This window comes from Streptomyces sp. LN549, from assembly GCF_043203805.1.
Classification (GTDB): Bacteria; Actinomycetota; Actinomycetes; order Streptomycetales; family Streptomycetaceae; genus Streptomyces.
This window is the reverse complement of record NZ_JAZHRI010000002.1, coordinates 8,195,775-8,218,137: the sequence shown is the minus strand read 5'-3', so window position 1 is coordinate 8,218,137 and position 22,363 is coordinate 8,195,775. Positions and strand designations below refer to the sequence as shown.

23 protein-coding genes, 1 tRNA gene and 2 pseudogenes are annotated in these 22,363 nt (G+C 68.5%); 4 read left to right on the top strand and 22 right to left on the bottom strand.

Annotated features, from left to right (window positions below; genetic code table 11):
• Nucleotides 1-120 precede the first annotated feature (120 nt).
• The 17 genes and pseudogenes from SH922_RS36535 to SH922_RS36455 form a co-directional block, all read right to left on the bottom strand.
• Nucleotides 121-399 carry a gas vesicle protein K gene (locus SH922_RS36535; protein ID WP_393062826.1) on the bottom strand — a complete coding sequence of 93 codons (279 nt, stop codon included), beginning with the start codon at nucleotides 397-399 and terminating at the stop codon, nucleotides 121-123.
• Nucleotides 396-623 carry a gas vesicle protein gene (locus tag SH922_RS36530; RefSeq protein WP_393062825.1) on the bottom strand — a complete coding sequence of 76 codons (228 nt, stop codon included), beginning with the start codon at nucleotides 621-623 and terminating at the stop codon, nucleotides 396-398. Before SH922_RS36530 ends, SH922_RS36535 begins: the two co-directional genes overlap by 4 nt.
• 3 nt (nucleotides 624-626) lie before the next feature.
• Nucleotides 627-1,442: a GvpL/GvpF family gas vesicle protein gene (locus SH922_RS36525; protein WP_393062824.1), complete on the bottom strand. Its 816-nt coding sequence runs from the start codon at nucleotides 1,440-1,442 to the stop codon at nucleotides 627-629.
• Nucleotides 1,443-1,468: 26 nt separating this feature from the next.
• A complete protein-coding gene (locus tag SH922_RS36520; RefSeq protein ID WP_393062823.1) occupies nucleotides 1,469-1,810 on the bottom strand; it encodes a gas vesicle protein in 342 nt (113 codons plus the stop codon).
• Nucleotides 1,803-2,933, bottom strand: a complete 1,131-nt coding sequence (locus SH922_RS36515; RefSeq protein WP_393062822.1) for an SRPBCC family protein — start codon at nucleotides 2,931-2,933, stop codon at nucleotides 1,803-1,805. The genes SH922_RS36520 and SH922_RS36515 overlap by 8 nt, the downstream gene beginning before the upstream one ends.
• Before the next feature lie 6 nt (nucleotides 2,934-2,939).
• Nucleotides 2,940-3,941 carry a histone protein gene (locus SH922_RS36510; protein ID WP_393062821.1) on the bottom strand — a complete coding sequence of 334 codons (1,002 nt, stop codon included), beginning with the start codon at nucleotides 3,939-3,941 and terminating at the stop codon, nucleotides 2,940-2,942.
• A 7-nt stretch (nucleotides 3,942-3,948) separates the two neighbouring features.
• Nucleotides 3,949-4,203, bottom strand: coding sequence for a gas vesicle protein GvpG (locus SH922_RS36505; RefSeq protein ID WP_393062820.1), 255 nt, complete (start codon nucleotides 4,201-4,203; stop codon nucleotides 3,949-3,951).
• Nucleotide 4,204: 1 nt separating this feature from the next.
• Nucleotides 4,205-4,954, bottom strand: coding sequence for a GvpL/GvpF family gas vesicle protein (locus SH922_RS36500; RefSeq protein WP_393063794.1), 750 nt, complete (start codon nucleotides 4,952-4,954; stop codon nucleotides 4,205-4,207).
• A 2-nt stretch (nucleotides 4,955-4,956) separates the two neighbouring features.
• Nucleotides 4,957-5,412, bottom strand: coding sequence for a gas vesicle structural protein GvpA (locus SH922_RS36495; protein WP_393062819.1), 456 nt, complete (start codon nucleotides 5,410-5,412; stop codon nucleotides 4,957-4,959).
• A 32-nt stretch (nucleotides 5,413-5,444) separates the two neighbouring features.
• Nucleotides 5,445-5,765 carry a gas vesicle protein gene (locus SH922_RS36490; protein WP_393062818.1) on the bottom strand — a complete coding sequence of 107 codons (321 nt, stop codon included), beginning with the start codon at nucleotides 5,763-5,765 and terminating at the stop codon, nucleotides 5,445-5,447.
• A 295-nt stretch (nucleotides 5,766-6,060) separates the two neighbouring features.
• On the bottom strand, nucleotides 6,061-6,852 hold the full coding sequence (locus tag SH922_RS36485; RefSeq protein WP_393062817.1) for a hypothetical protein: 792 nt from the start codon (nucleotides 6,850-6,852) through the stop codon (nucleotides 6,061-6,063).
• A gap of 139 nt (nucleotides 6,853-6,991) precedes the next feature.
• A complete protein-coding gene (locus tag SH922_RS36480; protein ID WP_393062816.1) occupies nucleotides 6,992-7,957 on the bottom strand; it encodes an LLM class F420-dependent oxidoreductase in 966 nt (321 codons plus the stop codon).
• A gap of 6 nt (nucleotides 7,958-7,963) precedes the next feature.
• Nucleotides 7,964-8,402 (bottom strand): annotated as a pseudogene (locus tag SH922_RS36475) (VOC family protein).
• Nucleotides 8,403-8,534: 132 nt separating this feature from the next.
• Entirely contained in the window at nucleotides 8,535-9,575 is a 1,041-nt protein-coding gene (locus tag SH922_RS36470) for an iron-containing redox enzyme family protein (protein ID WP_393062815.1), read from the bottom strand.
• A complete protein-coding gene (locus tag SH922_RS36465; protein WP_393062814.1) occupies nucleotides 9,556-9,834 on the bottom strand; it encodes a CDGSH iron-sulfur domain-containing protein in 279 nt (92 codons plus the stop codon). Before SH922_RS36465 ends, SH922_RS36470 begins: the two co-directional genes overlap by 20 nt.
• A complete protein-coding gene (locus tag SH922_RS36460; RefSeq protein WP_393062813.1) occupies nucleotides 9,818-10,504 on the bottom strand; it encodes a HemK2/MTQ2 family protein methyltransferase in 687 nt (228 codons plus the stop codon). Before SH922_RS36460 ends, SH922_RS36465 begins: the two co-directional genes overlap by 17 nt.
• 230 nt (nucleotides 10,505-10,734) lie before the next feature.
• Nucleotides 10,735-10,808: transfer RNA gene (locus SH922_RS36455), tRNA-Pro, on the bottom strand.
• A gap of 128 nt (nucleotides 10,809-10,936) precedes the next feature.
• On the opposite strand from SH922_RS36455, the gene SH922_RS36450 reads away from it, so the two are divergent.
• From SH922_RS36450 to SH922_RS36440, 3 genes and pseudogenes are all read left to right on the top strand, one after another.
• Complete coding sequence (locus SH922_RS36450; protein WP_393062812.1) at nucleotides 10,937-11,638, top strand: transketolase; 702 nt, start codon at nucleotides 10,937-10,939, stop codon at nucleotides 11,636-11,638.
• 60 nt (nucleotides 11,639-11,698) lie between these two features.
• A pseudogene (locus SH922_RS36445) lies at nucleotides 11,699-12,603 on the top strand (transketolase family protein).
• A gap of 159 nt (nucleotides 12,604-12,762) precedes the next feature.
• Nucleotides 12,763-13,431 (top strand): carbohydrate-binding protein, encoded by a 669-nt coding sequence (locus tag SH922_RS36440; protein ID WP_393062811.1) that lies wholly within the window; start codon nucleotides 12,763-12,765, stop codon nucleotides 13,429-13,431.
• A 227-nt stretch (nucleotides 13,432-13,658) separates the two neighbouring features.
• Here SH922_RS36440 and SH922_RS36435 read toward each other — a convergent pair whose 3' ends face one another.
• The 5 genes from SH922_RS36435 to SH922_RS36415 form a co-directional block, all read right to left on the bottom strand.
• Nucleotides 13,659-15,857: a right-handed parallel beta-helix repeat-containing protein gene (locus SH922_RS36435; RefSeq protein WP_393062810.1), complete on the bottom strand. Its 2,199-nt coding sequence runs from the start codon at nucleotides 15,855-15,857 to the stop codon at nucleotides 13,659-13,661.
• Nucleotides 15,854-17,329, bottom strand: a complete 1,476-nt coding sequence (locus tag SH922_RS36430) for a M1 family metallopeptidase (RefSeq protein ID WP_393062809.1) — start codon at nucleotides 17,327-17,329, stop codon at nucleotides 15,854-15,856. Before SH922_RS36430 ends, SH922_RS36435 begins: the two co-directional genes overlap by 4 nt.
• Nucleotides 17,329-19,002, bottom strand: a complete 1,674-nt coding sequence (locus tag SH922_RS36425) for an extracellular solute-binding protein (protein ID WP_393062808.1) — start codon at nucleotides 19,000-19,002, stop codon at nucleotides 17,329-17,331. The genes SH922_RS36430 and SH922_RS36425 overlap by 1 nt, the downstream gene beginning before the upstream one ends.
• Nucleotides 19,003-19,059: 57 nt before the next feature.
• On the bottom strand, nucleotides 19,060-19,920 hold the full coding sequence (locus SH922_RS36420; protein ID WP_393063793.1) for a carbohydrate ABC transporter permease: 861 nt from the start codon (nucleotides 19,918-19,920) through the stop codon (nucleotides 19,060-19,062).
• Nucleotides 19,921-20,002: 82 nt separating this feature from the next.
• A complete protein-coding gene (locus SH922_RS36415) occupies nucleotides 20,003-21,016 on the bottom strand; it encodes an ABC transporter permease (protein ID WP_393062807.1) in 1,014 nt (337 codons plus the stop codon).
• 339 nt (nucleotides 21,017-21,355) lie between these two features.
• On the opposite strand from SH922_RS36415, the gene SH922_RS36410 reads away from it, so the two are divergent.
• Nucleotides 21,356-22,342 (top strand): hydroxyacid dehydrogenase, encoded by a 987-nt coding sequence (locus tag SH922_RS36410; protein ID WP_393062806.1) that lies wholly within the window; start codon nucleotides 21,356-21,358, stop codon nucleotides 22,340-22,342.
• Nucleotides 22,343-22,363 lie beyond the last annotated feature (21 nt).

The window sequence follows — 22,363 nt, the reverse complement described above, 5'->3', positions numbered from 1 at the left end:
TCGGCGGATGTCTTCCGCCGCCCGTGCCCCTCTTCCACACTCCTCCGAGATCCGGGCATCCGCCATTCGAGTACCTGAATGCGCAGCGCGTCCGTGAGAGGGCCGGCCGGGTCCCGTCCATCAGTTCCGGGGCAACAGGGAGCCCAGGGGGCCGAGGTCGAGGTTGAGGTCCTCCGGGCGTACACCGTGCTGCTCACAGAGCTCCCCCATGCGCTGATCCAGCATCATCAGGGTCGTGCCGATCTCATCGGTCTGGTCATCGGTCAGGTCCCCCTCGTCGATGCGCCGCAGGGCTTGTCGCTCCATCAACTGCCGGAGGAGCTCGACCACAGTGAGTACCAGGGTGACCAGATCTCGCCCCATCTGCTGGGAGTCCAGGTCCACTCGTGAGGTCGTCACAGCGGCCCGCTGTCGGCCCAGGGCGCAGGAACACGCTCATTGACCGACGACAGCAGCGCATGCAACGAGACACGAACGAGCGGGACGTCGGCGATAGCGATGACCAGGTCACCGCTCACGACAACCCCGGTCGCCAGGACCCTGTCCAGCAGATCGACCAGCGGCACTCCGATCGGGCCGCTCAGGGCGCCAGGGCTGTCCCACGGAACCGCTTCCCGCGTCACGGCCTACACCTCGCCCACGAAGGAGTAGGGCACCCAGGGGCCGGAGACCTCGATCTCCGCACCGGTCCGTTCCCGCAAGCCCGCGGCCAGCAGAGCCAACTCGGCGGCCCGATGTTCGGCGACCAGATAGGTCGCGTTCAGCACCTGAACCCTTTGGCCGCCGGCGGCTCCGCTGCCGTGCGGGCGAAGCCGGCGCGATGCCGCGGCAATGCGGCTCACGTCCGCATCCACGGCATCCGCGACGCGCAGGGAATCCGCCTGCCTCTGCTCACGCTGTGACTGCAGGTTGCGCTTACGTTCCAGATAGGCCCGGCCCGCTCCAGGTGCCGGGCGCGCCCGGTCTCCCGGCTCGGCCGGTCGCTCCTCCGGAGCGCGACGGGCCGCACTCTGTGCCACAGGCGCGTAGACCTTGACGCCCCATTCGGCATGGTGCGCGATGCGCTTCAGCGCCGTACGAAAACGAGGCGACTCATTGGCCAGCGCAAGTCCGGCTCTTTCGTCCCCGTTGTACAGCGTGGCCAGCGGCAGAGGGACGGTGGGAAAGCGGGCAGCGACCGCCGAGACGACCTCATGGTGGGCGCGCGCGTAGAGTTCGAGTTCGTTCTCGTCGGTCAGCCTCTCCTGCCAGACCTCGTCCGTGAAGTCGGCCGCCCGAACGGTCTGCACGATCGCCGTGAGCGAGCCGATGGAGAGGGAGCGAACGGGCTCGTCCCCACTGACTCCGGTGAGGCCGCCCAGGGACGGCTCCTCATCCGCGCGGCAGACCGCGTACACGTAGACGGCATTCGTCTCCGAAGCCTCTCCGCTGCGTTCCATCATCAGCCTCCGACGTTCCTCTCCCTGAATCATTGCGAGTCCGACGACGCTTCTTCGGTACGGGATTCGAGTGCTTCCAGCCGTGCGCGCAGCTCGCGGTTCTCATCCTTGAGCGCGTTCCTCGCCGCATGGGAACTGAGCGCCGGATCGGTCTCCCACCAATCGATTCCGGCTTTCTTCGCGGTGTCCACGGAGGCTACGAAGAGCCGCAGGCGAATGGTGAGCAGCTCAATGTCGAGGAGGTCGATCTTGATGTCCCCGGCGATCACGATGCCCTTGTCGAGGACGCGCTCAAGGATGTCAGCGAGGTTGGTGTTCTGCGGCCCGGCGACGGGATAGGAAGCCTCCTGCCGGAAGTCGAGATCAGTCACTGCGTGCCCTCCGCGATCGCTGCTTCGCGGGCGCGGCCCGCCTTCTGCGGGGCGCCTCTTCCTCGTCTTCCTCGTCTTCCTCGTCTTCCTCGTCTTCCTCGTCTTCCTCGTCTTCCTCGTCTTCTTCTTCGTCGCCGCCCTCTTCCTCGTCCGTCAGCGAGTCCTCGTCCTCACCGTCCTCGTCGTCCCATTCCTCTTCGTCCTCGTCGCCATCCTCATCCTCGTCGTCGTACTCACTGTCCTCGTCCTCCTCCCCCTCCCCGTCTTCCTCGTTCTCGGCTTCTTCCTCTTCCATGGCGTCTTCGTGCGACACGACGACTTCTCCGTCGCGGATCTCGCCACGCCACGCCTCAGGCTCCTCCTCGGTGAGCGTGACGTAACGCTGGAAGTGCTTGAAGTCGAGCCGGACCCGGCGCCCTTGAGCACGCCAGAGGTTGCCCGTCTTCTCGAAGAAGCCGGACGGGTAGTACTCGATGACCAGAACGATGCGAGTGAGGGAGGGCGCCAGCTCGTGGAAGCTCACCGCGCCGCGCGTTGTTCCCTTGGCACCCTCGGACGTCCAGACAATGCGTTCATCGGGGACCTGCTCCTGGACGGTCGCCTTGAAGCTGCGGGAGGACGGCCCTACCTTGACCTTCCAGTCGCTGGACGTCTCTTCGTCCATCGAGACGTCGCGCACGCCCTTGGCGAAACTGCTGAACTGGTCGTACTGGGTCCAGTGGTCATAAGCGGTGCGAAGAGGTACGCCCACATCGAGCACCTCGATGATGTTCATGACCTTGCCGCCACTTGCCTTGCGCTTGCCCTTACCGCCGCCGAACGCCTCCTTGGCTTTGTCCACGACGTTGTCCTTGACACCCTTGGCCTTCTCCGAAACGAACGCCTTCACCGGGGATTCACCCCCGAGGATGCGAGAACCGATGGCCGGCAAGGAGCCGCCGTTCTCCGCGACGCCGTTCAGCTGACCAGTGACATCGGTCAGTTTGTCCCCCGCCTTCTCAGCGAGCTTCTCCACCTGCGTGCTGAGGAAGTTGGACAACTCCCCACGGAGTTTGTCCATTCCGGACTCTTCCGCCTCTTCAGCCTCTTCCGCTTCGGGCTCTGCGTTTTCCGTCCTGGCCATGACTCGCTACCTCCGACCACTGGTGCGCTTGGATGCGGTCCGCTTCGACGCTGACTTGCCTGTTGCCGTCTTCTTGGCTGCGGCCTTCTTGGCCGGGGCGGTCTTCTTGGCCGCAGACTTCTTGGCCGGAGCGGTCTTCTTCGCCGCAGACTTCTTGGCGGCAGTCTTCTTGGCCGGGGTGGACTTCTTGGCCGCAGACTTCTTGGCCGGAGACTTCTTGGCCGGAGACTTCTTGGCCGGGGTGGACTTCTTGGCCGGAGCGGTCTTCTTCGCCGCAGACTTCTTGGCCGGAGTGGACTTCTTCGCGGGAGCCTTGCCGGTCCGGGACGACTTACTGTCCCCGTCTCTCTTGGCGGTGCCCGACTCAGTCCGCCGGGAAGAACGCCTCCTCGGCTGCCTCTCTTCCGGCTCCTCCTCCGGCTCTTCCTCTTCCTCGGGCTCCTCCTCGGGCTCTTCCTCTTCCTCGGGCTCCTCCTCGGGCTCTTCCTCTTCCTCGGGCTCCTCCTCGGGCTCTTCCTCTTCCTCTTCCTCGTCTACCGGCTGCTCGTCCTCGTACTCCTCGTCCTCCTCCGCGGGTTCCCCCTCGTCTTCGCGCTCGTCGCCTTCCTCTTCTTCCGGCTCTTCGTCCTCGTACTCGTCTTCGTACTCGTCCTCGTACTCGTCCTCGTCCTCGTCCTCGTGCTCATCACTCGGCGGCTCGAGGAGGCGGGCAGTGCGCTCGCTGATCGAACCGGCCAGCGTGCTCATGCTGCGGTCGGCGGCTGCGGTCAGGGCCTTGCGGCCCGCTTCGAGAACCTCACCCCGGAGCTGCTCCTGCAGCTCGGCAACCTGGGGGACCTCACCGAGACGACGCATGCCTTCCGCGGCGAGCTGACGCGGTTCGAGTCCGAATCGGCGCCCGGCCAGATAGGTGGCGACGCTGAGAGCCACTCGCCCCTTCTTGGTCCGACCCAGTACATAGCCGCCGACTACTGCTACCGCTAGGGTCAACTTCGTCTGGTCTTCCATGAGCACGTCACCTTCGATCGATCTGCGCCGAGCTGACCCGCGCGGCGTGCAGCCGCTCGAGCAGCCGCTCCTCTTCACGTTCGAACTCCTCCAGAGTGATGTCTCCGGACTCGAGTTCCTGGTTGAGCACCGCCAACTGCGCGCGCAGCACGGCGGGATCGTGCAGCTCGCGCTCGGCAGCGTCATTGAGCTTCTCCGCCACCCAGACCACCCCGCGCACGGGCGCGATCGGAAGCGTGAGCAAGCTGGTGATCAGTCCCATGTCAGTTCCGGCCTACGGCTACGGGACGGGAACCGAACGAGACGAAGCTGTAGCAGGGAAGCGGGCCGGCGAGCCGGATCTCCGCATGTTCCCGGTGAGCCTGCGCAAAGGTCTGGGCGCGGGAGAGGAAGGCGTCGCTCTCGGTGCGGTCGACGAGGAACGACAAGTTCAGCGCGCACCCCGAGACCGCGGGCCCTGCGGCCACCGCGCGGGCCCGGGGCGCGAGCTCGCGCTGGATTCGCTGCCCTGCCGCGGCCGCCCGCCGGGTGAGAGCACCGGCGATGGCTTCGCCCAGCCGTACGCTGGCCTCGTAGCCCGGGTTCCGCCGCGCGGCTTCACGGAGCTGCCGCACGCTCTTCTCCTCGGCGACGAGTGCCGCCAGCGCGTTCTGCGCGGGAAGCGCCTTGACGTTGATCTCGATGCGGCCGGCGAGCCGGTCCAGAGTGTCGGCATACCCGGATTCGTCAGCGGCCAGCTGCGCGAGGACCGTCTGCTCGTCCGGCGCGACCATCGCGAACCTCATGGGAATGACCGGTCCTTCGTCAGCCAGGCGCATCAGAAGCTCTTGGTGGGCCAGCAGATCCCGGCGGCGTGCGCGCAGCTGAGGCGGCGCATCGCTGATGACCACGTCGAGCAGGCCCTGTCCGATGGTCCTGACGGCCGCGGGCGGTGTTCCCACGCCGCCGACATCCTTCGGGAGCGCCGTTCCGGCCCGCACGATCGCGTAGACGTAGACACCGTCGGCTGCCACGCTCATGCCTCCACGCGTCGTCGCCGACTCTCGCTGCTGCGAGCCGGGGCACGCCGCTTCTTCGGCCGTTCGTGCTGCTCGTCCTCTTCATCGGACTTGTCGTCACCACCGCCCACCGCCTTGCGGACTGTGTCTCCCACGTTCTCGGCGGCGCTTCGCACCTTGCGCTTGCCCACGGCCTTCGCCGCACCGCCACCGAGCAGCTCGGGGATGGTGGTGCTGCCGGAGTCACGCTCCAGGTCGAGCCGGTTGCACGCCTCCGCGAACCGCAGGTAGGTGTCCACGCTCGCGACGACGATGCGCGCATCGATCTTGAGGATCTCGATGCCGACCAGCGAGACCCGGATGAACACGTCGATGACCATGCCACGGTCAAGGATGAGCTCCAGCACGTCGTACAACGTGCCGGCGCGGGGCGGGCAGGCCACTACTTCGTCCGAGTAGGTGGTCGCGGTCATGAAACGTCCTTCCAGCAGGGGCGAAGCGCGACTCACTCGTCGGCTGCACCACGGCGGTAGCGCCGGACCCTGCGGTATTCCAGGAGTTCACCGGCTTGGTCAAGCTGCACCTCGTAGGAAGCGAGGAGGCTTGTGGTATCGGGAATCCGTGGCACTTCGAGGACATCCACCACGACAGACCAACCGTCGTCCTCGCGCCGGACCGCGGACACGCCCTCAGCGGGGTGGCCGATCAGCCCTTCCAGACTCTTGCAGGCAGCACGGGCCGCGTGCTCCGGTCCCCGCGCCGATCGGGCGCGGTGAGCGGTCGCCGTCTTCGAGTTCCCGGCGTGTGTGCGACGTTGTTCTGCCATAAAGCCAGTTTCGCGACTCCTGTCCGCCGCGCATCTTGAGCGGTGCCATCGGAGCGCATGGCAGTCACCCGGCAAGTCCGCAGAGGTCGCAGGCAGGTCGGTGCCGACCTGTCGCCGAGCCCCGGGAGCGACGTGGAGGCCGGCGTGAACCGAAGCCGTCAGGCGACTGGCATCTCCGGTCCTTCCGCGTCATCGCCGACGCGGATACCGGATTCGGGGTGCATCCCGGCAGTACTGGATCGAGAACAGCATCTGGTGGCTGTCGCTGTCCCACAATTCCCGGCGGGACAGCCCTTTAGCGCCTTTCGCACGCGTACGTATACGCCTCGCGGTGCTCGTGGAGACTTCCCCGGCCGTCCCGTGCCCTCGACGACAGGTCCGAGGACAGCCTCCGTGCCAGCTCTCGTGCGTCATCGCGCGGCGCCGCACCCTCGACGTACTCCAGAAGTTCCGTCAAAGCCCGTAGTTCACCACTGTGCAGGGCCACCTCGACGACGTCCTGCTTGTCCGCTGTCAACGCATTCACGACACGCCTCTGATAGGCGTCGTTCCTCAAGCAGGCGAATCGGCTCTCGTAGTCCCACGATTCCGCGGTCTCGTCGTCGACGTCGAAGACGGCGAGCCGTTGGAGCAGTGCCCCCGGTGCCCTGTGCGGAGCGCGATAGAACGGTCGCTCGTCGCTACCCGCGTCATCCGCGTCCAGCTGAACCTCGGAGCGAAACGCGGCAACCCGGCCGGGGTCGGGCATCAGCCCGCCCCCCATCCAGCGGGCCGATTGCAGCAGCGTCTGACCGGATTCCTCAGGTATGCAGAAGAAGCACCACCCCGAGACTCCACACCAGAGAAGGCCCGCGTCCCGGCTGTCGCCGAACAGTCTTCGCCTGAAAGCGCTCGCGAACTCCACGCTCCCCTCCACATCCCCGCCGAACGCGTCCTGGCCGGCGTCGTCGTACGCGCCGTACGAGGAAATGGAGGCCACTGGGAGGCCTTCGCCGAGAAGCTTGTTCGCGACAGCCACCATGTAGTGACCTATGGCCGCTTCGAGGTCGTCCCTCATTTGCTGCGCGCGGTCTTCCTTGAACGTCACCGTGGTACTCCCGAGGCGGCTGAGGTGGTTGAAATCGCCTCAGTGCCGCTTCCCGGAAAGCTGCTGCTCACACGGGGCGCGGCACATCATTCTGCACCCGTCTGCCCACGGACTGCCTTCTGCCGGCCCCGGAACCTCTTCACAGTTCCCGGAGAGCAGGCAGCAGCTTGCGCTCCGCCCACCTCAGATACGGTTCTTGTTGATCGCCGCCGATCTGAATGAGGGCGACTTCGGTGAAGCCGGCCTCGGCGTAAGGCCGTACCGCCTCCACGACTGCTTCGACGTCTTCGCCACACGGAATGGACTCGGCCACGTCCTCGGGCCGAACGAACTGCGTGGCACCGGCGAACGCTGTCGGGCACGGCAGCTCCGAGTTGACCGGCCATCCGCCGCCGAACCAACGGAACTGGTCGTGGGCGCGTGCGATCGCCGCCTCGCGGTCGGTGTCGTAACAGATGGGCAGCTGAGCGACCTTGGGCTTACCACCGCCACCGTGTCGCTCGAAGGCGGTGATCAGCTCCTGCTTGGGTTCGGTCGCGATCAGCAGGTCGGCGTAGTGACCGGCGAGCTCGCAGGAGCGGTCCCCGGAAACGGCGACGCCGATCGGCGGGGCCGAATCGGGAAGATCCCACAGTTTGGCATTCGTCACGTCGAAGTGAGTGCCGTGGTGGTTGACACTCTCCCCGGCGAGGAGGGCACGGATGATCTCCAGTGCCTCTTCCAGCATCTCGAGACGGATCTGTGCGGCAGGCCAGCCATCGCCGGTGACGTGTTCGTTGAGGTTTTCCCCGGAACCGAGTCCCAGACGGAAGCGCCCCTGCGAGAGGAGTTGCATCGTGGCCGCCTTCTGAGCGACGACTGCCGGGTGGTAGCGCTTGGTCGGGCAGGTCACGTAGGTCATCAGCGGGATGCGTTCGGTGGCCTGGGCTGCGGCCCCGAGCACGCTCCAGGCATAGGGGGCGTGTCCCTGGGAACCCAGCCAGGGGAAGTAGTGGTCCGAGGTGACGGAGAAGTCGAAGCCGGCCCGCTCCGCCCCCACCACATGGGCAACGAGCTCACGTGGCCCGGCTTGCTCGGTCATCATCGTGTATCCGATGTGCAGCATGTCGCTCTACTCCTCGCGGCGGAGACCGCGTTCGGGAAGCCCGTCAGTACGGCTTCGGCTAGGGCCACCGCTGGGCGCGTGGCTCAGATCCACGACACGGAAGACGTTGCTGCCCGGGTCGGCCATGACGACGAAGTCCGGGTCGTCCGGATCCAGGTCCCAGCCGTCGACCCTGGCGCCGAGGCAGGTCAGGCGTCGAACCTCCGCCTGTTGTTCCTCCGCCGAATCCGTGAACAGATCCAAGTGGAGGCGAGGCCGCGGCTCGGGCGCAGAGCCGCTGCGCATCAGGCCGAGGGGCCCGGCCGGAGCCGTCGGCGTGGTTGAGGGTCCGCCATGTCCCGCTGTGCCACTCCTCGGTGGGAACGAGGTTCGGAGCCGCGGTCCGGAAGGCCACAGCTCGGGGAAGATCGGCTACACCGATGACGGGGAACCCGAGTTTCAGCATTGCGTGTGCGTGCCTCTGCGCAGTCGGCCGCCACCAGGCGGCGTGGATCCGTTGGTCTCATCTGATGCGGGGGCTCCACAGGGTGCGAGCACACGGCGGCCAAACGGATGAGCAGGCGGACGACGCTCGGCGTCAAAGGTCAGAGGTCAGGGGCCCGGAGGCGTCACGCAGCGCTGACTCCCCTGCACGCCACGCCTTCAGGGCGTGAGCGGCCAACCGGTCCTCCAAGTACACCGTCGCCTCCGCGCCGAAAGCCACGTCCGCATCCAGATGGGGCTCGTCGGCCAGCAGGCCGGCGATCACCTCTCGGCGTACGACCTGTTCATGCACGGCGTCCGCCTCCACGTGCTCCGTGTAGAACCTCTCGGCGGCCCCGCCCGCCCCGGTTCGCCGCATGGCCGCGGCCAGTCGGCGCGAGCCGGGGGACGAGGTCACCTCGACGCAGGCGAAGTGACCGACCAGAGCGCCCCGCAGCGCCCTGTGCAGCCCGAACAGTGTCATCACGTTGACAACGGCGAGTGCCGGCGCCGGCGCCGCGTCGAGATAGTGGCCGTACCGCGTCTCAAGCCCCAGGCCGGCCATCAGATCGGCGAAGAGCCGGGCGTGTACGTTCTCGGCTCGGCCGGCGCCGAATTCGTCGTACTCGATGGCAGCCATGCCGGCCTTCGCCCGGCCGCTCAGGCGAGGAATGACCCATACATGCGGATCTGCCTCCTTGAGGTGATAGAGCGAGCGCAGCGCCGCGTACTCCCTGATCTGCCACAACTCCCCCTCGTGCTCGAGATGGTGCGCGACACTTCCGCCGTGGTCGGTCGACTCCAGTAGCAGATCGTCGAACACCTCTCCCGCGCATCTGCCCGAGGGCGCATCGGCGTGCAGCGCGGCGAGGAAGCGTTGCTCGAGCGCGTGGCGCAGCGGCATGATCGCGGGGTCCCACTCCCGGTCGTCCCCGACGCCGTCGAATCCGCGGTAGTGCAGTTCGTAGAGCGTGTAGAGGGCCAGGTGCAGGTCCTCCCCGTACGGATCTGCCGATGCTGCTGCACTCGTGCCGGGCAGGGGCGCAGCCGCCGGGTGCGGTGCGGTAAGTGCGGTGAGCAGGCCGCCGGAGAGCGGTCCCCTGGCTGCCGGCAGAGCCGGGCCGGTGCGATCTCGGTCAGCGCTGGTCGCCGTCATGGGTGACCTCCGGATCGTTGCCGGCACGTCGGCCGTCATGTGCTCCGCGCTCGACGTCCGGGGGCCTTTTGTGCCCTCGGTGGCTCGTGTCGCACAACGGGTAGGTGCGGCTGCGCCGACAGGTACAGACAGCTACGACGAACCGGCTCGAGGTGGTGATCGTGCCGTCCTCCCCCACGATCTCGACCGGCCCCTCGATCAGCACCGGCCCGTCCCGCTCGACGTGGACCCGCCTGGGGCGTTCAGTCTCGTGTGGCACGGATGACCACCAGTTCCTCTTCGTCCTGGTCGGCGCCGACCAGACCTTGAGCGCGCAGCCACGCCAGCCGCTCGGTGATGACGGGGCCGAAGGGGACGTAGGACCGGTCGATGACCGAGCATGACAACCCTGCCTCGGTCAGCTGTGCCAGCGTCGCGCCGACACCGCACAGGCTGGACTGCACCAGAAGGAGCACACCGCGCGGTCGCAATACCCCATAGGCATGGGCGCAGATCCGATCGACCGTCTCCCGTCCCCTGTACCCGGCGTTCCAGGCGACCTCGGAACGCCGGCTGTTCCGGCTGCGCGCGCGAGGGGTGGGCATGTACGGAGGGTTGCTCATCACGAGGTCGAAACGCTGCTCGCCGACCGGTCCGGTGAGATCGCCCTGCCTCACCCGCACACGGTGCCCGGCCCGTGCCGCATTCATCCAAGCGGTCATCACCGCCCGCCAGGAGATGTCGGTCGCCCACACCCGAGCCCCTCTCCGCGCGGCCAGCAGGGCCAGCGCGCCACTTCCGGTGCAGACGTCGAGGACGTCCATGCCCGCCGTGATCCCCTCCGCCCTGAGCGCCCGGGCGAGCAGACGGGTGTCGGCCTGAGGGGCGTAGACGCCCGGCAGGGCCCACACCGTCCCGAGGTCAGCGGGCTGTGTTGCGGCGGTCGTCATCCGGAACCTCCGTGCAGACACGAACGGACTCATCACCTCGACAACGCGGATCCCACCTCATCCAGACTCCGCGCACCCGCCGCCGCTCGCCACTCGAGTGGGGGCACCGACCTTCTACCCGGTGGCCGACGCCACATTGTCGGGACGCCGGTCACGGACAGGCCCCGAAAAACGATCAGGGCGGGTTTCGGATGACTCCGAAACCCGCCCTGATCTACGACTGTCTCCAGTCGGGACGACAGGATTTGAACCTGCGACCCCTTGACCCCCAGTCAAGTGCGCTACCAAGCTGCGCCACGTCCCGATACCCGCCTGACCTGGGGTTTCCCCCTGGCCGAACGCGCATGAGAACAATACCGCACTTCAACGGGTGGTCACGAACACCTTTCCGTCCTTGACCTCAAGCGCACTTGATGTTGAACGCTGGGCGACATGACCAACACGACTGCCGCACCGGCGCGCACGTACCGCGATCTTCCCCGGCTGATGAGCCTGATGACCGGCGACGAGAAGCACGGCCCCGCCGCCACCTCGACGCTGGACGCCCTGTGGGTGCTGTACGACCGCGTGCTGCGGGTGACACCGGGGACCGTCGACGCGCCGGACCGCGACCGCTTCCTGCTGTCGAAGGGGCACGGGCCGATGGCGTACTACGCGGTCCTCGCCGCGCACGGATTTCTCGACGAAGAGCTACTGGCGGGCTTCGGCTCGTACGGGTCGCCGCTCGGCCACCACCCCGACCGGTTGCTGGTGCCCGGCGCCGAGATCGGCAGCGGGTCCCTGGGGCACGGGCTCCCACTGGCCGTGGGCAGCGTGCTCGGGCTGCGGGCCCAGGGGCTGACCGGGCCGCGGGTGTGGGTGCTGACGGGCGACGCCGAACTGGACGAGGGCAGCAACCACGAGGCGATCGCCTACGCCGGTCCGGCCGGCCTGGAGCAACTGCACACCGTGGTGATCGACAACGCCTCGGCGACGTACGGCCGCCCCGGCGGGATCGCCGACCGGTTCACCACCGCGGGCTGGTCGGTCGAGGAGGTTGACGGGCGGGATCACGCTGCGCTGTACGCGGCTTTCACCGCACCGCACCCCGGACAGCCCCGGGCCGTGGTGGCGCGGGTTACCCCCAAACGCTGAGCGAAGCGTCACGAAGCGCCCACCGAAACCCCCTGAACGAAGCAGAAGAGGAAGACCTCCATGGACACGATGCGTGACCGCTTCATCGCCACCACCACACGGCTGCTCGACGAGGACCCCCGCCTGGCGCTCGTACTCGCGGAGATCAGCCGGGACGGATTCGACCGGGCCGAGCGGGCCCATCCCGACCGGGTCGTGAACGTGGGCATCCGGGAGCAGTTGCTCATCGGGGCCGGGGCCGGGATGGCGCTCACGGGGATGCGGCCTGTCCTGCACACCTTCGCGAGCTTCCTGGTGGAGCGGCCGTTCGAGCAGGTGAAGCTGGACTTCGGCCACCAGGGGTCGGCGGGGTGCTGGTGAGCGCCGGGGCATCGTACGACTGGCCGGCCGGCGGATTCACGCACATGGCGCCCGGGGACGTGGCTCTCATGGACACCCTGGACGGCTGGACCGTGCACGTTCCGGGCCATCCCGACGAAGCCGAGACGCTGCTGCGGGAGGCGGCCGCCGGGGACGGCAGGGTCTATGTGCGCCTGTCGTTGCAGTCCAACGACAGGGGACGCCCGGTGGGCGGGGCGGGCGGGTTCACCAGCGTGCGCGAGGGAACGGGCGGCGTGGTGATCGCCGTCGGACCGATGCTCGACAACGTGCTCACGGCGACGGAGGGACTCGACGTGACGGTGCTGTACGCGACCACCGTTCGGCCGTTCGACGGCGGCGGACTGCGCCGGGCGGTCGGTGACCGGACCGCCGCCGATGTCGTGATCGTCGAGCCGTATCTGGCCGGCACCTCGACGCGCGCCGCCAATGACGCACTCGCCGCCGTCCCCCACCGGATCCTGGGACTCGGCGTGGCCCGCGAGGAGCTGCGGCGGTACGGGCAGATGGACGAGCACCTGGTGGCGCACGGTCTGGACCCGCGCGGTCTGCGGGAGCGGATCGGTGGCTTCCTGCTGGGCGGGTGAGGCGGCACGGGAGGGGCGGGAGGCGGCACGGGGCGGGTGAGGCGGGGGGCGTGGGCCGTACCGGCCCATTGACCCGCGGAGGGCGTGAACCTACGCTGAGCAACGCATCTGGAAAGCGCTTTCTACCCCCCTCGGAACCTACCGCACAGGGAGCGCCCAATGAACTGCCGCCCCTTGATCCGTGGTGTCTTACGGAGCCTGTTCCCTCCGCGCGACCTGATTCCGCTGGCCGCCCTCGCCCTCTGTCCGGCACTCACCCTCTGCTTTCTGGCGAGCTCGCCTCCCCAGGCGCACGCCGCCCCCTCTCGGGCCCCTGTCCTGGTCCCGGTCACCTGGCCACAGCCCGCCTTCCGCGAGGCGGAGTGGTTCACCACCACCGGCGGGGCACACGGCGGGGCGGTGGCGGAGAACCGCGCCGACGACTCCGGCGGGAGGCGGATCACGGAGATCGAGGACGGCGACTGGATCGATCTCGGCGCGATATCAGCCGGAAACGTCGACTCGGTGACGGTCCGCGCCGCCTCCGGCGGCATCGGCGGCGCCGTCGAGTTCCGGGCAGGGTCACCGGCCGGGCCGCTCCTGGGGAGCCTCGCCGTCCCGTTCACCGGCGGTTGGGACCACCCCGCGTCGCCGACAGCCAGGCTGACGGGTGCCGGGGGCGGGGGCGGGGTACGGCTGTTCGTCGTGTTCACCAATCCGGCATGGCGGGCGGGGGCGGCAGACCTGTTCGCCATCGACTGGTTCCGCTTCGACGGCCCGACGGACGGCGGCGGATGGACGGCGTCCCGTGGGCCTAGGCTCTTTCGTTCGGATCAGCCCGCTCCCTGATCCGGCCTGATCCAGACGAGAGGCCCTGGCCGCACGGCTCGGTGTGCCTGAAAGCGGCGGGTCGGTTCACGGGGACGGGCCACGACGGGGACACGCTGCCGGCCGCGCAGACCGGAATGCCGGCGGACGCGTTCGCGATCACGTTCGCGTGAGCCGGGGCGCGCGGCGAAACGCCGGAAGCCGGACCGGCCTGAATGGCGGTCCGGCTTCCGTGTGCCGTGCAGGTGTCAGGAGTGGATGAGCACCTGCGCGAGAGCCACCCGGCCCGTGCCGGAGGCCACGATCCTCACCGTTCGGGTCCGGCTGTCCAGGTTCACCAGCGTGGGACGCAGCGCCTTCCCGCTGACGTGCACCGTGCCGTCGTCCGTCACGATGTCGAAGTCGGCCGTGGCGGAGGCGGAGTTGTTCCAGACCTCCACCTGCCGGATGTGCCGGACAATGCCGAGGTCCACCTGCCACCAGGCACCCGCCTCGGAGAGCGTGCGGGTGTCCGTGTTGGTGTCGGCGTCCAGGGCGAGTGCCGCCGTGGCCGTGCCCTCGGTGGAGGACTGGGTGGCCGTGCCGGTGCGCGCGAGGTCGGTGCGCAGCTGCTCGACCGGGCCGCCGTGAGAACCCGCCCCGGCTGCTACGGCGAGCGCTTCGGCGGGCAGCCGGTCCAGCCCGGTGAGGTTGTCCGTCATGACGGAGCCGCGGCCGGCGAGTGCGGGTGCGGCGGTGTCGGTCCAGTTGCCCCGCGCGGTGTTCTCGACGCCGTAGTCCGCCCAGTTGGAGACCCACTTGTAGCCGATGCGGGTGATGACGTTCTTCTCGACGGTGATGTGCGAGGACTGCTCGTCGAGGTAGATGCCGTTGCCGTCGCGCTCGGTGTTGCCGTACGCGGAACGGTTGATGTAGTTGCCGCTCAGGACGGTGCCGGGCTGGGCCCCCTGGGTATAGATCGCGCCGCCGTCGTGCTGCTCCTGCGCCACCTCCATCACGTCGGTGATGCGGTTGTTCGTCACCTTGTTGTCGCGCAGCACGGACTTCTGGGCCACGGTCTGGTTCCAGCCCCAGCCGACGGAGATCCCGGAGTACGGGAGGTGGTCCAGGCTGTTGTGGTCGACGGTCAGCTCCGCCTCGTAACCGGCCCAGATGCCCACCGCGTCGGTGTACTCGACGCCGGTGCGGCTGATGGTGTTGTACGCGACGGTGTTGCGCTCCCCGGTGAGTTGCGCCCCGGGCATCGGCTCGGTGTCGCCGACGTACACCGCGCCCGAGGACAGGTCGGTGAAGGACGAGCGGGTCACGGAGCTGTCCTTCGTGCCGGCTTCCAGGATCGCGCCGGCCCCGCCGAGATGGGTGAACCGGGTGCTGTCGATGCTCACCCCCCGTCCGCCGCGGACGGTGACCGCGGCGGACGGCTTGGTGTAGTAACGGCCCGCGTGGTCGACGGGGCCGGTGGCTCCGGTCAGGGTGAGACCGGCCTGCATTCCCGCATAGCCCTCGTCGGTGCCGGGCTGGCGGTACGCCGCATACGCGAAGCCGATCCCGCCGACGGTGACGTCGTGGGCGCCGTCGACGACGAGCAGCTGTTCGGTGTGCGGAGTGAGGGCCTGCGCGTGGCGCATGTTCTCGCCCTTGCGCGGCAGGTAGGTGACGGTGCGGTCCTTCGAGTTCCACACGAACTCGCCTGGCTCGTCGAGGAGTTCGGGGACGTTCTCGAAGAAGGCGACGCCGCTGTAGCGGTTGGAGTCGACCGTGGTGGAGTCCCAGGCGGGTCCGGTGCGCTCGGTGCCGCTGGCCGAGTTGGTCCAGCAGGGCTGAGCGAAGGTCATGGTGTCGCCGCTGACGCCCGCGATCCTGCAGTGGTAGTTGCGCCAGCGGACCCGGATGACGGCCTCGGCGTCGGTGGGGCGCTGCCACTGGTCGATTCCGGTGGCGGTGGCGCCCGTCATGCCGGTCTTGGTCGCGTCGCACGTGGCTGCCGCGCAGGCCTCCCCGCGGGCGCGGGTCGCGCGCTTGCCGTCGACGAAGAGCTGACGCGGGGTGACACCGGCGGGGACGTCGGCGCTCCAGGTGCCGTCGGTGTTCTGCCGCCAGCCCGTGATGTCCTGCCCGCCGGAGAGGACGGGACGGGCGCCGGGGGCCGCGGCCCAGGAGACGCCGGAGTCGGCGGCGCCGAGCCTCAGGGGTTCGTCCAGCCGGTACGTACCGTCCTTGAGGAGTACGCGGACCTCGCGTCCTGTCACGGTGCGGGCCAGGTCGCGGGCCCCTTCCGGGGTGCAGGGGCGGGCGACGGTGCAGGAGGTGCCGTGGCCGTCCGGTGCCGCGTACAGCATGCGGGTGCCGGTCGCGGCCTGGGCGGTCGGGGCCGCGAGGAGGGCGGTCAGGACGGCGGCGGTGGCGGCAGCGGCGGTTCCTCGTACGACGTTCATGGGGCGGTTCACGCAGAGGCCTTCCAGTCGGGGTGGCCGGGCATGGGAGGGTTGACGGCTCCGAAGAGCCAGTCACGCAGGAACGGGTCGACGGACCGGTCGCCGGTGACGTCGACGGTGTGGCGGATGAAGGCCTCGCTGGTGTAGGTGGAGTCCTTGAACCTCTTCACCCACGCGCGCATGACCTTGTCGAACGCCCGCCCGCCGATCCGCTGGTTCAGTGCGTACAGGACGAGCGCGCCGCCGTCGTAGATGTTGGTGCCGCCGAGCGCCTTGGGCAGTCCGGGCGGGCCGTCGGCTGCGCGGACCGCGTCGAGCTTCTCGTACGTCGCCTTCATCTTGTCGGCGAAGACGGACCAGCCGCGCTCCTCGCCGTACAGGCCGGCGTAGTACACCGCGGGGCCCTCGTTGAGCCAGGCCTGCTGCCAGTCGTCCGGGGTGACGGAGTCGCCGAACCACTGGTGGACGAGCTCGTGGACCATGGTGGTCTCGTAGCCCGGCTGTCCGCCGGCGTTGAGTTTGAACCAGTTGGTGGAGAAGAGGGAGAGGGTCTGGTTCTCCAGGGCGTCGGTGTACCCGTCGTAGATGTGGAGTCCGTAGACGGAGAACGGATAGCGGTCGAACTTCGCCTCCAGCCAGGCGAGATGGTCGGCGGTACGGGCCACGATCGGGCCGTACTTGTCCTCCTGGCCCTGCGGAACGATGTGCCGCAGCGGCAGGCCGCGGTGGCTGCTGCCGTACAGGTAGGTGCCCTTGACGACGGCGATCCCGATGAGTTCGGTCGCCATGCGCTCGCGGAGGGCGAAGTGCCAGACGGTGGAGCCGTCGGAGCGCGGGGTCCTGTGCGTCAGCTCGCCGTTGGCGGTGGCGACGAAGCCCTCGGGGGCGCTGATGTGGAAGGTCCACGTCGCCTTGTCGGACGGGGTGTCGTTGCACGGCAGGAAGGTGTCGGCGCGGGAGGACTGGGCGGCCGAGGCGAAGCCGCCGTCGGTGCCGAACTTCCAGCCGGTGAGGCCCAGTCGGGGCGCCTTGCCGTTGCCCCGGTAGTGGATCTCGGTGGTGAACGCCTGCCCGCTGTGGAGCGGCCGGGCGGGCGTGACGGTCAGCTCCTGGCCGCTCTTGCCGGGCGTGAGCGCCCAGGTCGCTGGGCGGCCGGCGACGGTGACGGAGTCGATGGTGTGACCGTCGGTGTCGAGGTTGAACGCGGAGAGGTCCTGGGTGGCCTTGGCGCTGATCTTCACCGTCGCGGTGAAGTCGTACGTGACCGGGGTGAAGTCGAAGGTCAGGTCGTAGTGGACGACCTGGTAGCCGCCGTTCCCGAGCGTCGGGAAGAGCGGGTCGCCCACGCCGTCCGCGCCGGGCTTCGGGTCGAATCCGTGCGGCTGCGCGAAGGCGGACGAGCCGAGTACGGGGACCGCGACGGCCGCGGCGACCGCCGCCCCGCCGAGTCTGAGCGCCGTGCGCCTGCTGGTGGGAGCGGTCATCACTTCTTGCCCTTCTGGAAGGCTTCCTCGAACTCGCCGCGGGCCTGCTCGCCGCCCTTGGCCAGGTAGTCCTTGACGAGCTGGTCGTAGGCCGACATGGACTTGCGGCCGGCGATGATGTCCTTGAGCCCGTCCAGCTTGAACGTGTAGAGGCTGCCGTAACCCTTGGAGTCCCAGGTGGGCGAGGAGTACTGGAGCGTCGGGTCCGGCTCCATGATCGGGATCATCTTGGTGAAGGCCTCGTGCACATGGCGGACGCCCTGCTCCGAGTCGGCGCTGAAGATCGCGGGAACGGCGGAGGCCATGAACTTCCAGGGCACGGTGACGTCCTGGGTGCCCTGCTTGGTGAGCGCGGGGTTGCCCTTGGCGTCGCGGGTGAAGTCCTTGCCCTCGACTCCGTAGTTGATGAGGGTGTACTCCTCGCTGCCGAACGGCGAGGCGGCGAAGTCGGCCAGCGCGAGGACCTGCTTCACACGGTCTGCGGACGCCTTCTTGATGTGGGTGTTCTCCAGCTTGACGTTGTCCATCCAGGCGACGGGCGCCGAGCCGAACGGCACGAAGGGCCTCGGGTCGTACTTCTTGTCGATCGCCTTCATGGCGGCGATGTAGCCGACACCGGGTGCCAGATAGGTGGGCATGCCGTCGTAGACGTACGCGCCCTTGCCGTTCTTGAACATGTCCGTGTACTGGGCCTTCTGTGCCCCGGACATCTGGAGGGTGCCCGGGTAGAAGCAGCCCGCCTTGTAGAGCGACCGGGCGGTCTCCACCGCCTTGCGGAACTCCGGTGTCTCCAGGTCGGTGGTGAACTTCCCGGTCGTGGCGTCCATCCGCCAGGAGTACGGTGCGCCGGCCGACATGGCGAGGACGTTGGTGGCGCCCGCGATGATCGCGTACTGGTCCTTCTTGGGCCGGGTCAGCTCCTTGCACGCCTCGACGAACCGGTCGAGGCCGGTGATCTGGTCGAGGCTCGTGATGCCGATCTCCTCGAACAGGTCGTGCCGGTAGAAACCGGCGCCGCCGGTGCCGGTGCGCGCGATCGGGATGCCGTAGAGCTTTCCGCCGAAGATCGCCGCCTGCCAGGCGCCCTTGGGGATCGCGGCCAGGTTCGGGTAGTCCTTGACCTTGTCACCGGCGAGGTACGGGGTCAGGTCGGCGCACGTGGCCTGGAGGAAGCCGGACTTGTTGTCGACGCCGCCGACCTCGGGGTACATGAAGAGGTCGGGAAGGCTGTCGCTGGCCACCATGGTGGAGAACTTGGTGCCGTAGTCGTCGGCGGGCACGGCGGTGATGTTCACCTGACCGCCGAGGAGCTTCTCGATCTCCTGCCAGGCGGCGTTCTTGCCCCGCGAGGGCGGCGGCGGGGAGAAGGTCTCCATCGTCGCGCTGATCGGCTTCGCACCCTTGAGCGGGGTGTTCCCGGTGGCTCGCAGCGGCTTGGCCGGGTAGCTGAAGAAACCCTGCGGGACACCGGCGGCCGTGCCGGCCAGATCGGGCTTGAGGCCGATGTTGCGGACCGCGCTGTCCGGGAGCAGCGAGGCGCTCTTGGCCTCCGCCTTGGCCGTCGTGCCGCCGTCGCCGCAGGCGGCGAGCAGCGGGGCGGCGGCCAGTCCCAGACCGACGCCCGCGCCCATGCGGAACAGTGCTCTGCGATTGATGGGGGTGGAGCTCGACACCTGAATCTCCTTGGAAGTGGGAGAGGGGAAGGAAGGAGTGGGGGGCGGTGGCTGCGCTCAGCCCTTGACGGCGCCCGTGAGCACGCCCTTGGTGAAGTAGCGCTGGAGGAACGGGTAGACACAGAGGATCGGGACGACGGCGATCACGAGAACCGCCATCTGGACGGCCTGCTGCGGGGCGAGCACCTCGCCGGCGGATGCGGCGTTCAGGCTCTGTCCCTGGAGGACGTAGGTGCGCAGCACCATCGGCAGCGGCCATTTGTCGGTGTCATTGAGGTACAGGAGCGAATTGAAGAAGGCGTTCCAGTACGTCACCGCGTAGAAGAGGCTGATCACGGCTAGGACTGCCTTGGACAGCGGCAGGACGATCCGCACCAGGATGCGGAAGTCACCGGCTCCGTCGACCTTCGCCGCGTCGTACAGCTCCTCCGGCAGGTTCATGAAGAAGGACCGCAGGACCACCAGGTTGAAGGCGCTGACCAGGGTGGGCATGACGAGTGCCGCGTACGTGTCGTACAGGCCGAGTCCCTTGACCAGCAGGAAGTTCGGAATGATGCCCGCGTTGAACAGCATCGTGAACAGGGCGGTCATCAGGATGAAGCGGGACCCGGTGACGTCCCGGCGGGAGAGGCCGTAGGCCATGCCTACGGTGACGAGCAGGCTGGCGAGGGTGCCGAACACGGTGATGCCGACGGAGACGAGCAGCGCCCGGGTGACGACGCCCCCGGTGAAGATCGTGCGGTATGCGTCCAGGGTGGGGTGGTCCGGCCACAGGACGAGGCCGGAGCTCTTGATGATGTCGGTCTGCGAGGCGAAGCTCGTGCCGATGACGCCGACGAGCGGGTAGGCGACGGCGAGGACGACCACCACGACGGCGACCGCCTTGGCGGTCTGGCCGATGCGGGTCGGACGCTCCATCCACGGGGGCCGGCCGTCGGACTTGCGTACGGGAGCGGGGCGGGGCGCCGGTGCGGTGCTCCGGGTCTTGGCGCGCGTCTTCTCAGCGGTCAGCACCGCGGTACACCCCTTCGTGGCCGAGCCGGTGGGCGAACTTGTTCGCGCCCAGCACGAGTGCGGTGCCGATGACCGCCTTGACGAGTCCGACGGCGGCGGCGACGCCCCAGTCGTTGTCCTTGATGCCGTGGTAGTAGACGTAGGTGTCGAGGACTTCACCGGCGTCCGGGCCGACCGCGTCGCGCTGGAGCAGGATCTGCTCGAAGCCGACGGAGAGGATCTGCCCGAGGTTGAGGATCAGCAGCAGGATGAGTACGGGGGCGATGCCCGGCAGCGTCACGTGCCACAGGCGGCGCCGGGGTCCGGCGCCGTCGATCGCGGCGGCCTCGTACTGCTGCCGGTCGATGTTGAGCAGCGCGGCGAGGATGATGATCGTGCCCCAGCCGGCGTCCTTCCAGGCCACCTGGAGGGTCAGCAGCCAGGGGAAGGCGTCGGGATCGCTCATCATGTCGTAACGCGGCAGCCCCAGACCGCCCAGGACGTCGGGCAGCACACCGGCGCCGCCCAGGATCTGCTGGAAGATCGAGACGATGATCACCCAGCCGATGAAGTGCGGCAGATAGACGACGCTCTGCACGAAGCGCCTGATGCGGTCACTGGCGATGCTGTTGAGCAGCAGGGCCAGGGCGATGGGCACCGGGAAGAAGAAGACCAGCTGGACGAGTGCGATCTCCAGCGTGTTGAACGTCGCGCTCCAGAAGGCGGGTTCGCTGAAGGCCGCGGAGAAGTTGGCGAAGCCCACCCAGACGCTGTGCATGTATCCGAGGTACGGCTGGTAGTCCTGGAACGCCACCACGTACCCGAGCAGCGGGACGTAGTGGAAGACGACGAAGTAGAGCAGGCCGGGCAGGGTGAGCAGCAGCATCACCCGGTCGCGCTTGATCCGCTGCCCGAGCGTCAGCCGGCGTGGGGCGACAAGGGCCCGGTCGACCGGCGGAGCGGGTTCGTCGACCCGCTTCCGCCGCTTTTCCCGCGGCAGCGGGGGTGCTGTGTCAGCCATGGTGCGTCCTGTTCGGCTGGGTGGCGCGTGGTGAGCCTTCTGCGGCCGCAAGTTAGTAAGCGGTTAACCCAAGCGTCAAGAGATCCGGGCGAACGTCTTTGTTACGCGTTCCCTCGGAGAGGAAATCCGGGCCCACGAAGGCCTGCACATCTACGCAAATGGTGCAGTTCTGCAGCGAGAGAGCTTGACGGTCACCCATCACGCTCCTTAGCGTGCCGGTCATTCCATAGAACGCGATTACTGTCCGGAGGCAGGGTGCGAACCACCGAAGAGGCGCCGGCTCGTTCCGGTACCGATGCTGCGGCCCCGCCCGAAAGGCGCCCGCGCACGGTCCTGGTCATGAGCCACGGGCTGCTGGACGACGTCTTCCCGCCCTCTGTCCGGGCACGCCTCGAGGAGACCGCAGAGCTCCTCGATCCGTCCCTGATCAGCGAGTTCGACTCCCCCGGCGCCGTGCGGGCACTGGCCGAAGCAGAGGTACTGCTCACCGGCTGGGGGTGCCCGCCTGTGGACGCCTGCCTGTTGGACCGGACACCGCGACTGCGGGCCGTGATCCATGCGGCCGGCACGGTGAAAACGTTTCTGTCACCGGCCGCGTTCGACCGCGGGATCGTGGTCTCCTCGGCCGCCGCGGCCAACGCCGTGCCGGTGGCCGAGTTCACCCTGGCCGCGATCATCATGGGCGCGAAGCGGGTGTTCCCGCTGGCGGGGCTCTACCGTGCCCGCCGCACCCACCGCACCGGGGCCGACCTCGACCGGCAGCACTGGCTCGGCACTCACGGGCTGACCGTAGGAGTCGTGGGCGCGTCCCGGATCGGCCGCCGGGTGATCGAGCTGCTGCGGGTCCTGGACGCCCAGGTGCTGCTGTACGACCCGTATGTGAGCGCAGCCGAGGCCGAGCTCCTCGGGGTGACGCGCACGGACCTGGACACCCTCGTGGCGACCAGCGACGTGGTGACCGTCCACGCCCCGGACACCCCCGAGACCCGGGGCATCATCGACGCGCGCCGGATCGGCCTGATGCGCCCCGGCACGCTGCTCGTCAACACGGCACGCGGCACCCTGGTGGACACCGAGGCGCTGACCGGCCACCTGGTCAGCGGGCGGCTCGACGCAGTCCTGGACGTCACGTCTCCCGAACCCCTGCCCCCGGGCCACCCCCTGTGGGACCTGCCCAACGTCTTCCTCACCCCGCATCTCGCGGGCGCCCAGGGCAACGAGGTGGGCCGGCTCGGGGCGCTCGCCGTCGACGAGCTCGCGCGGTACGCACGGGGCGAGCCGTTCGGCCATCCGGTGCACCGGGCGGACCTGGGGAGGATCGCATGAACACCGTCCCCGGGCAGGCTC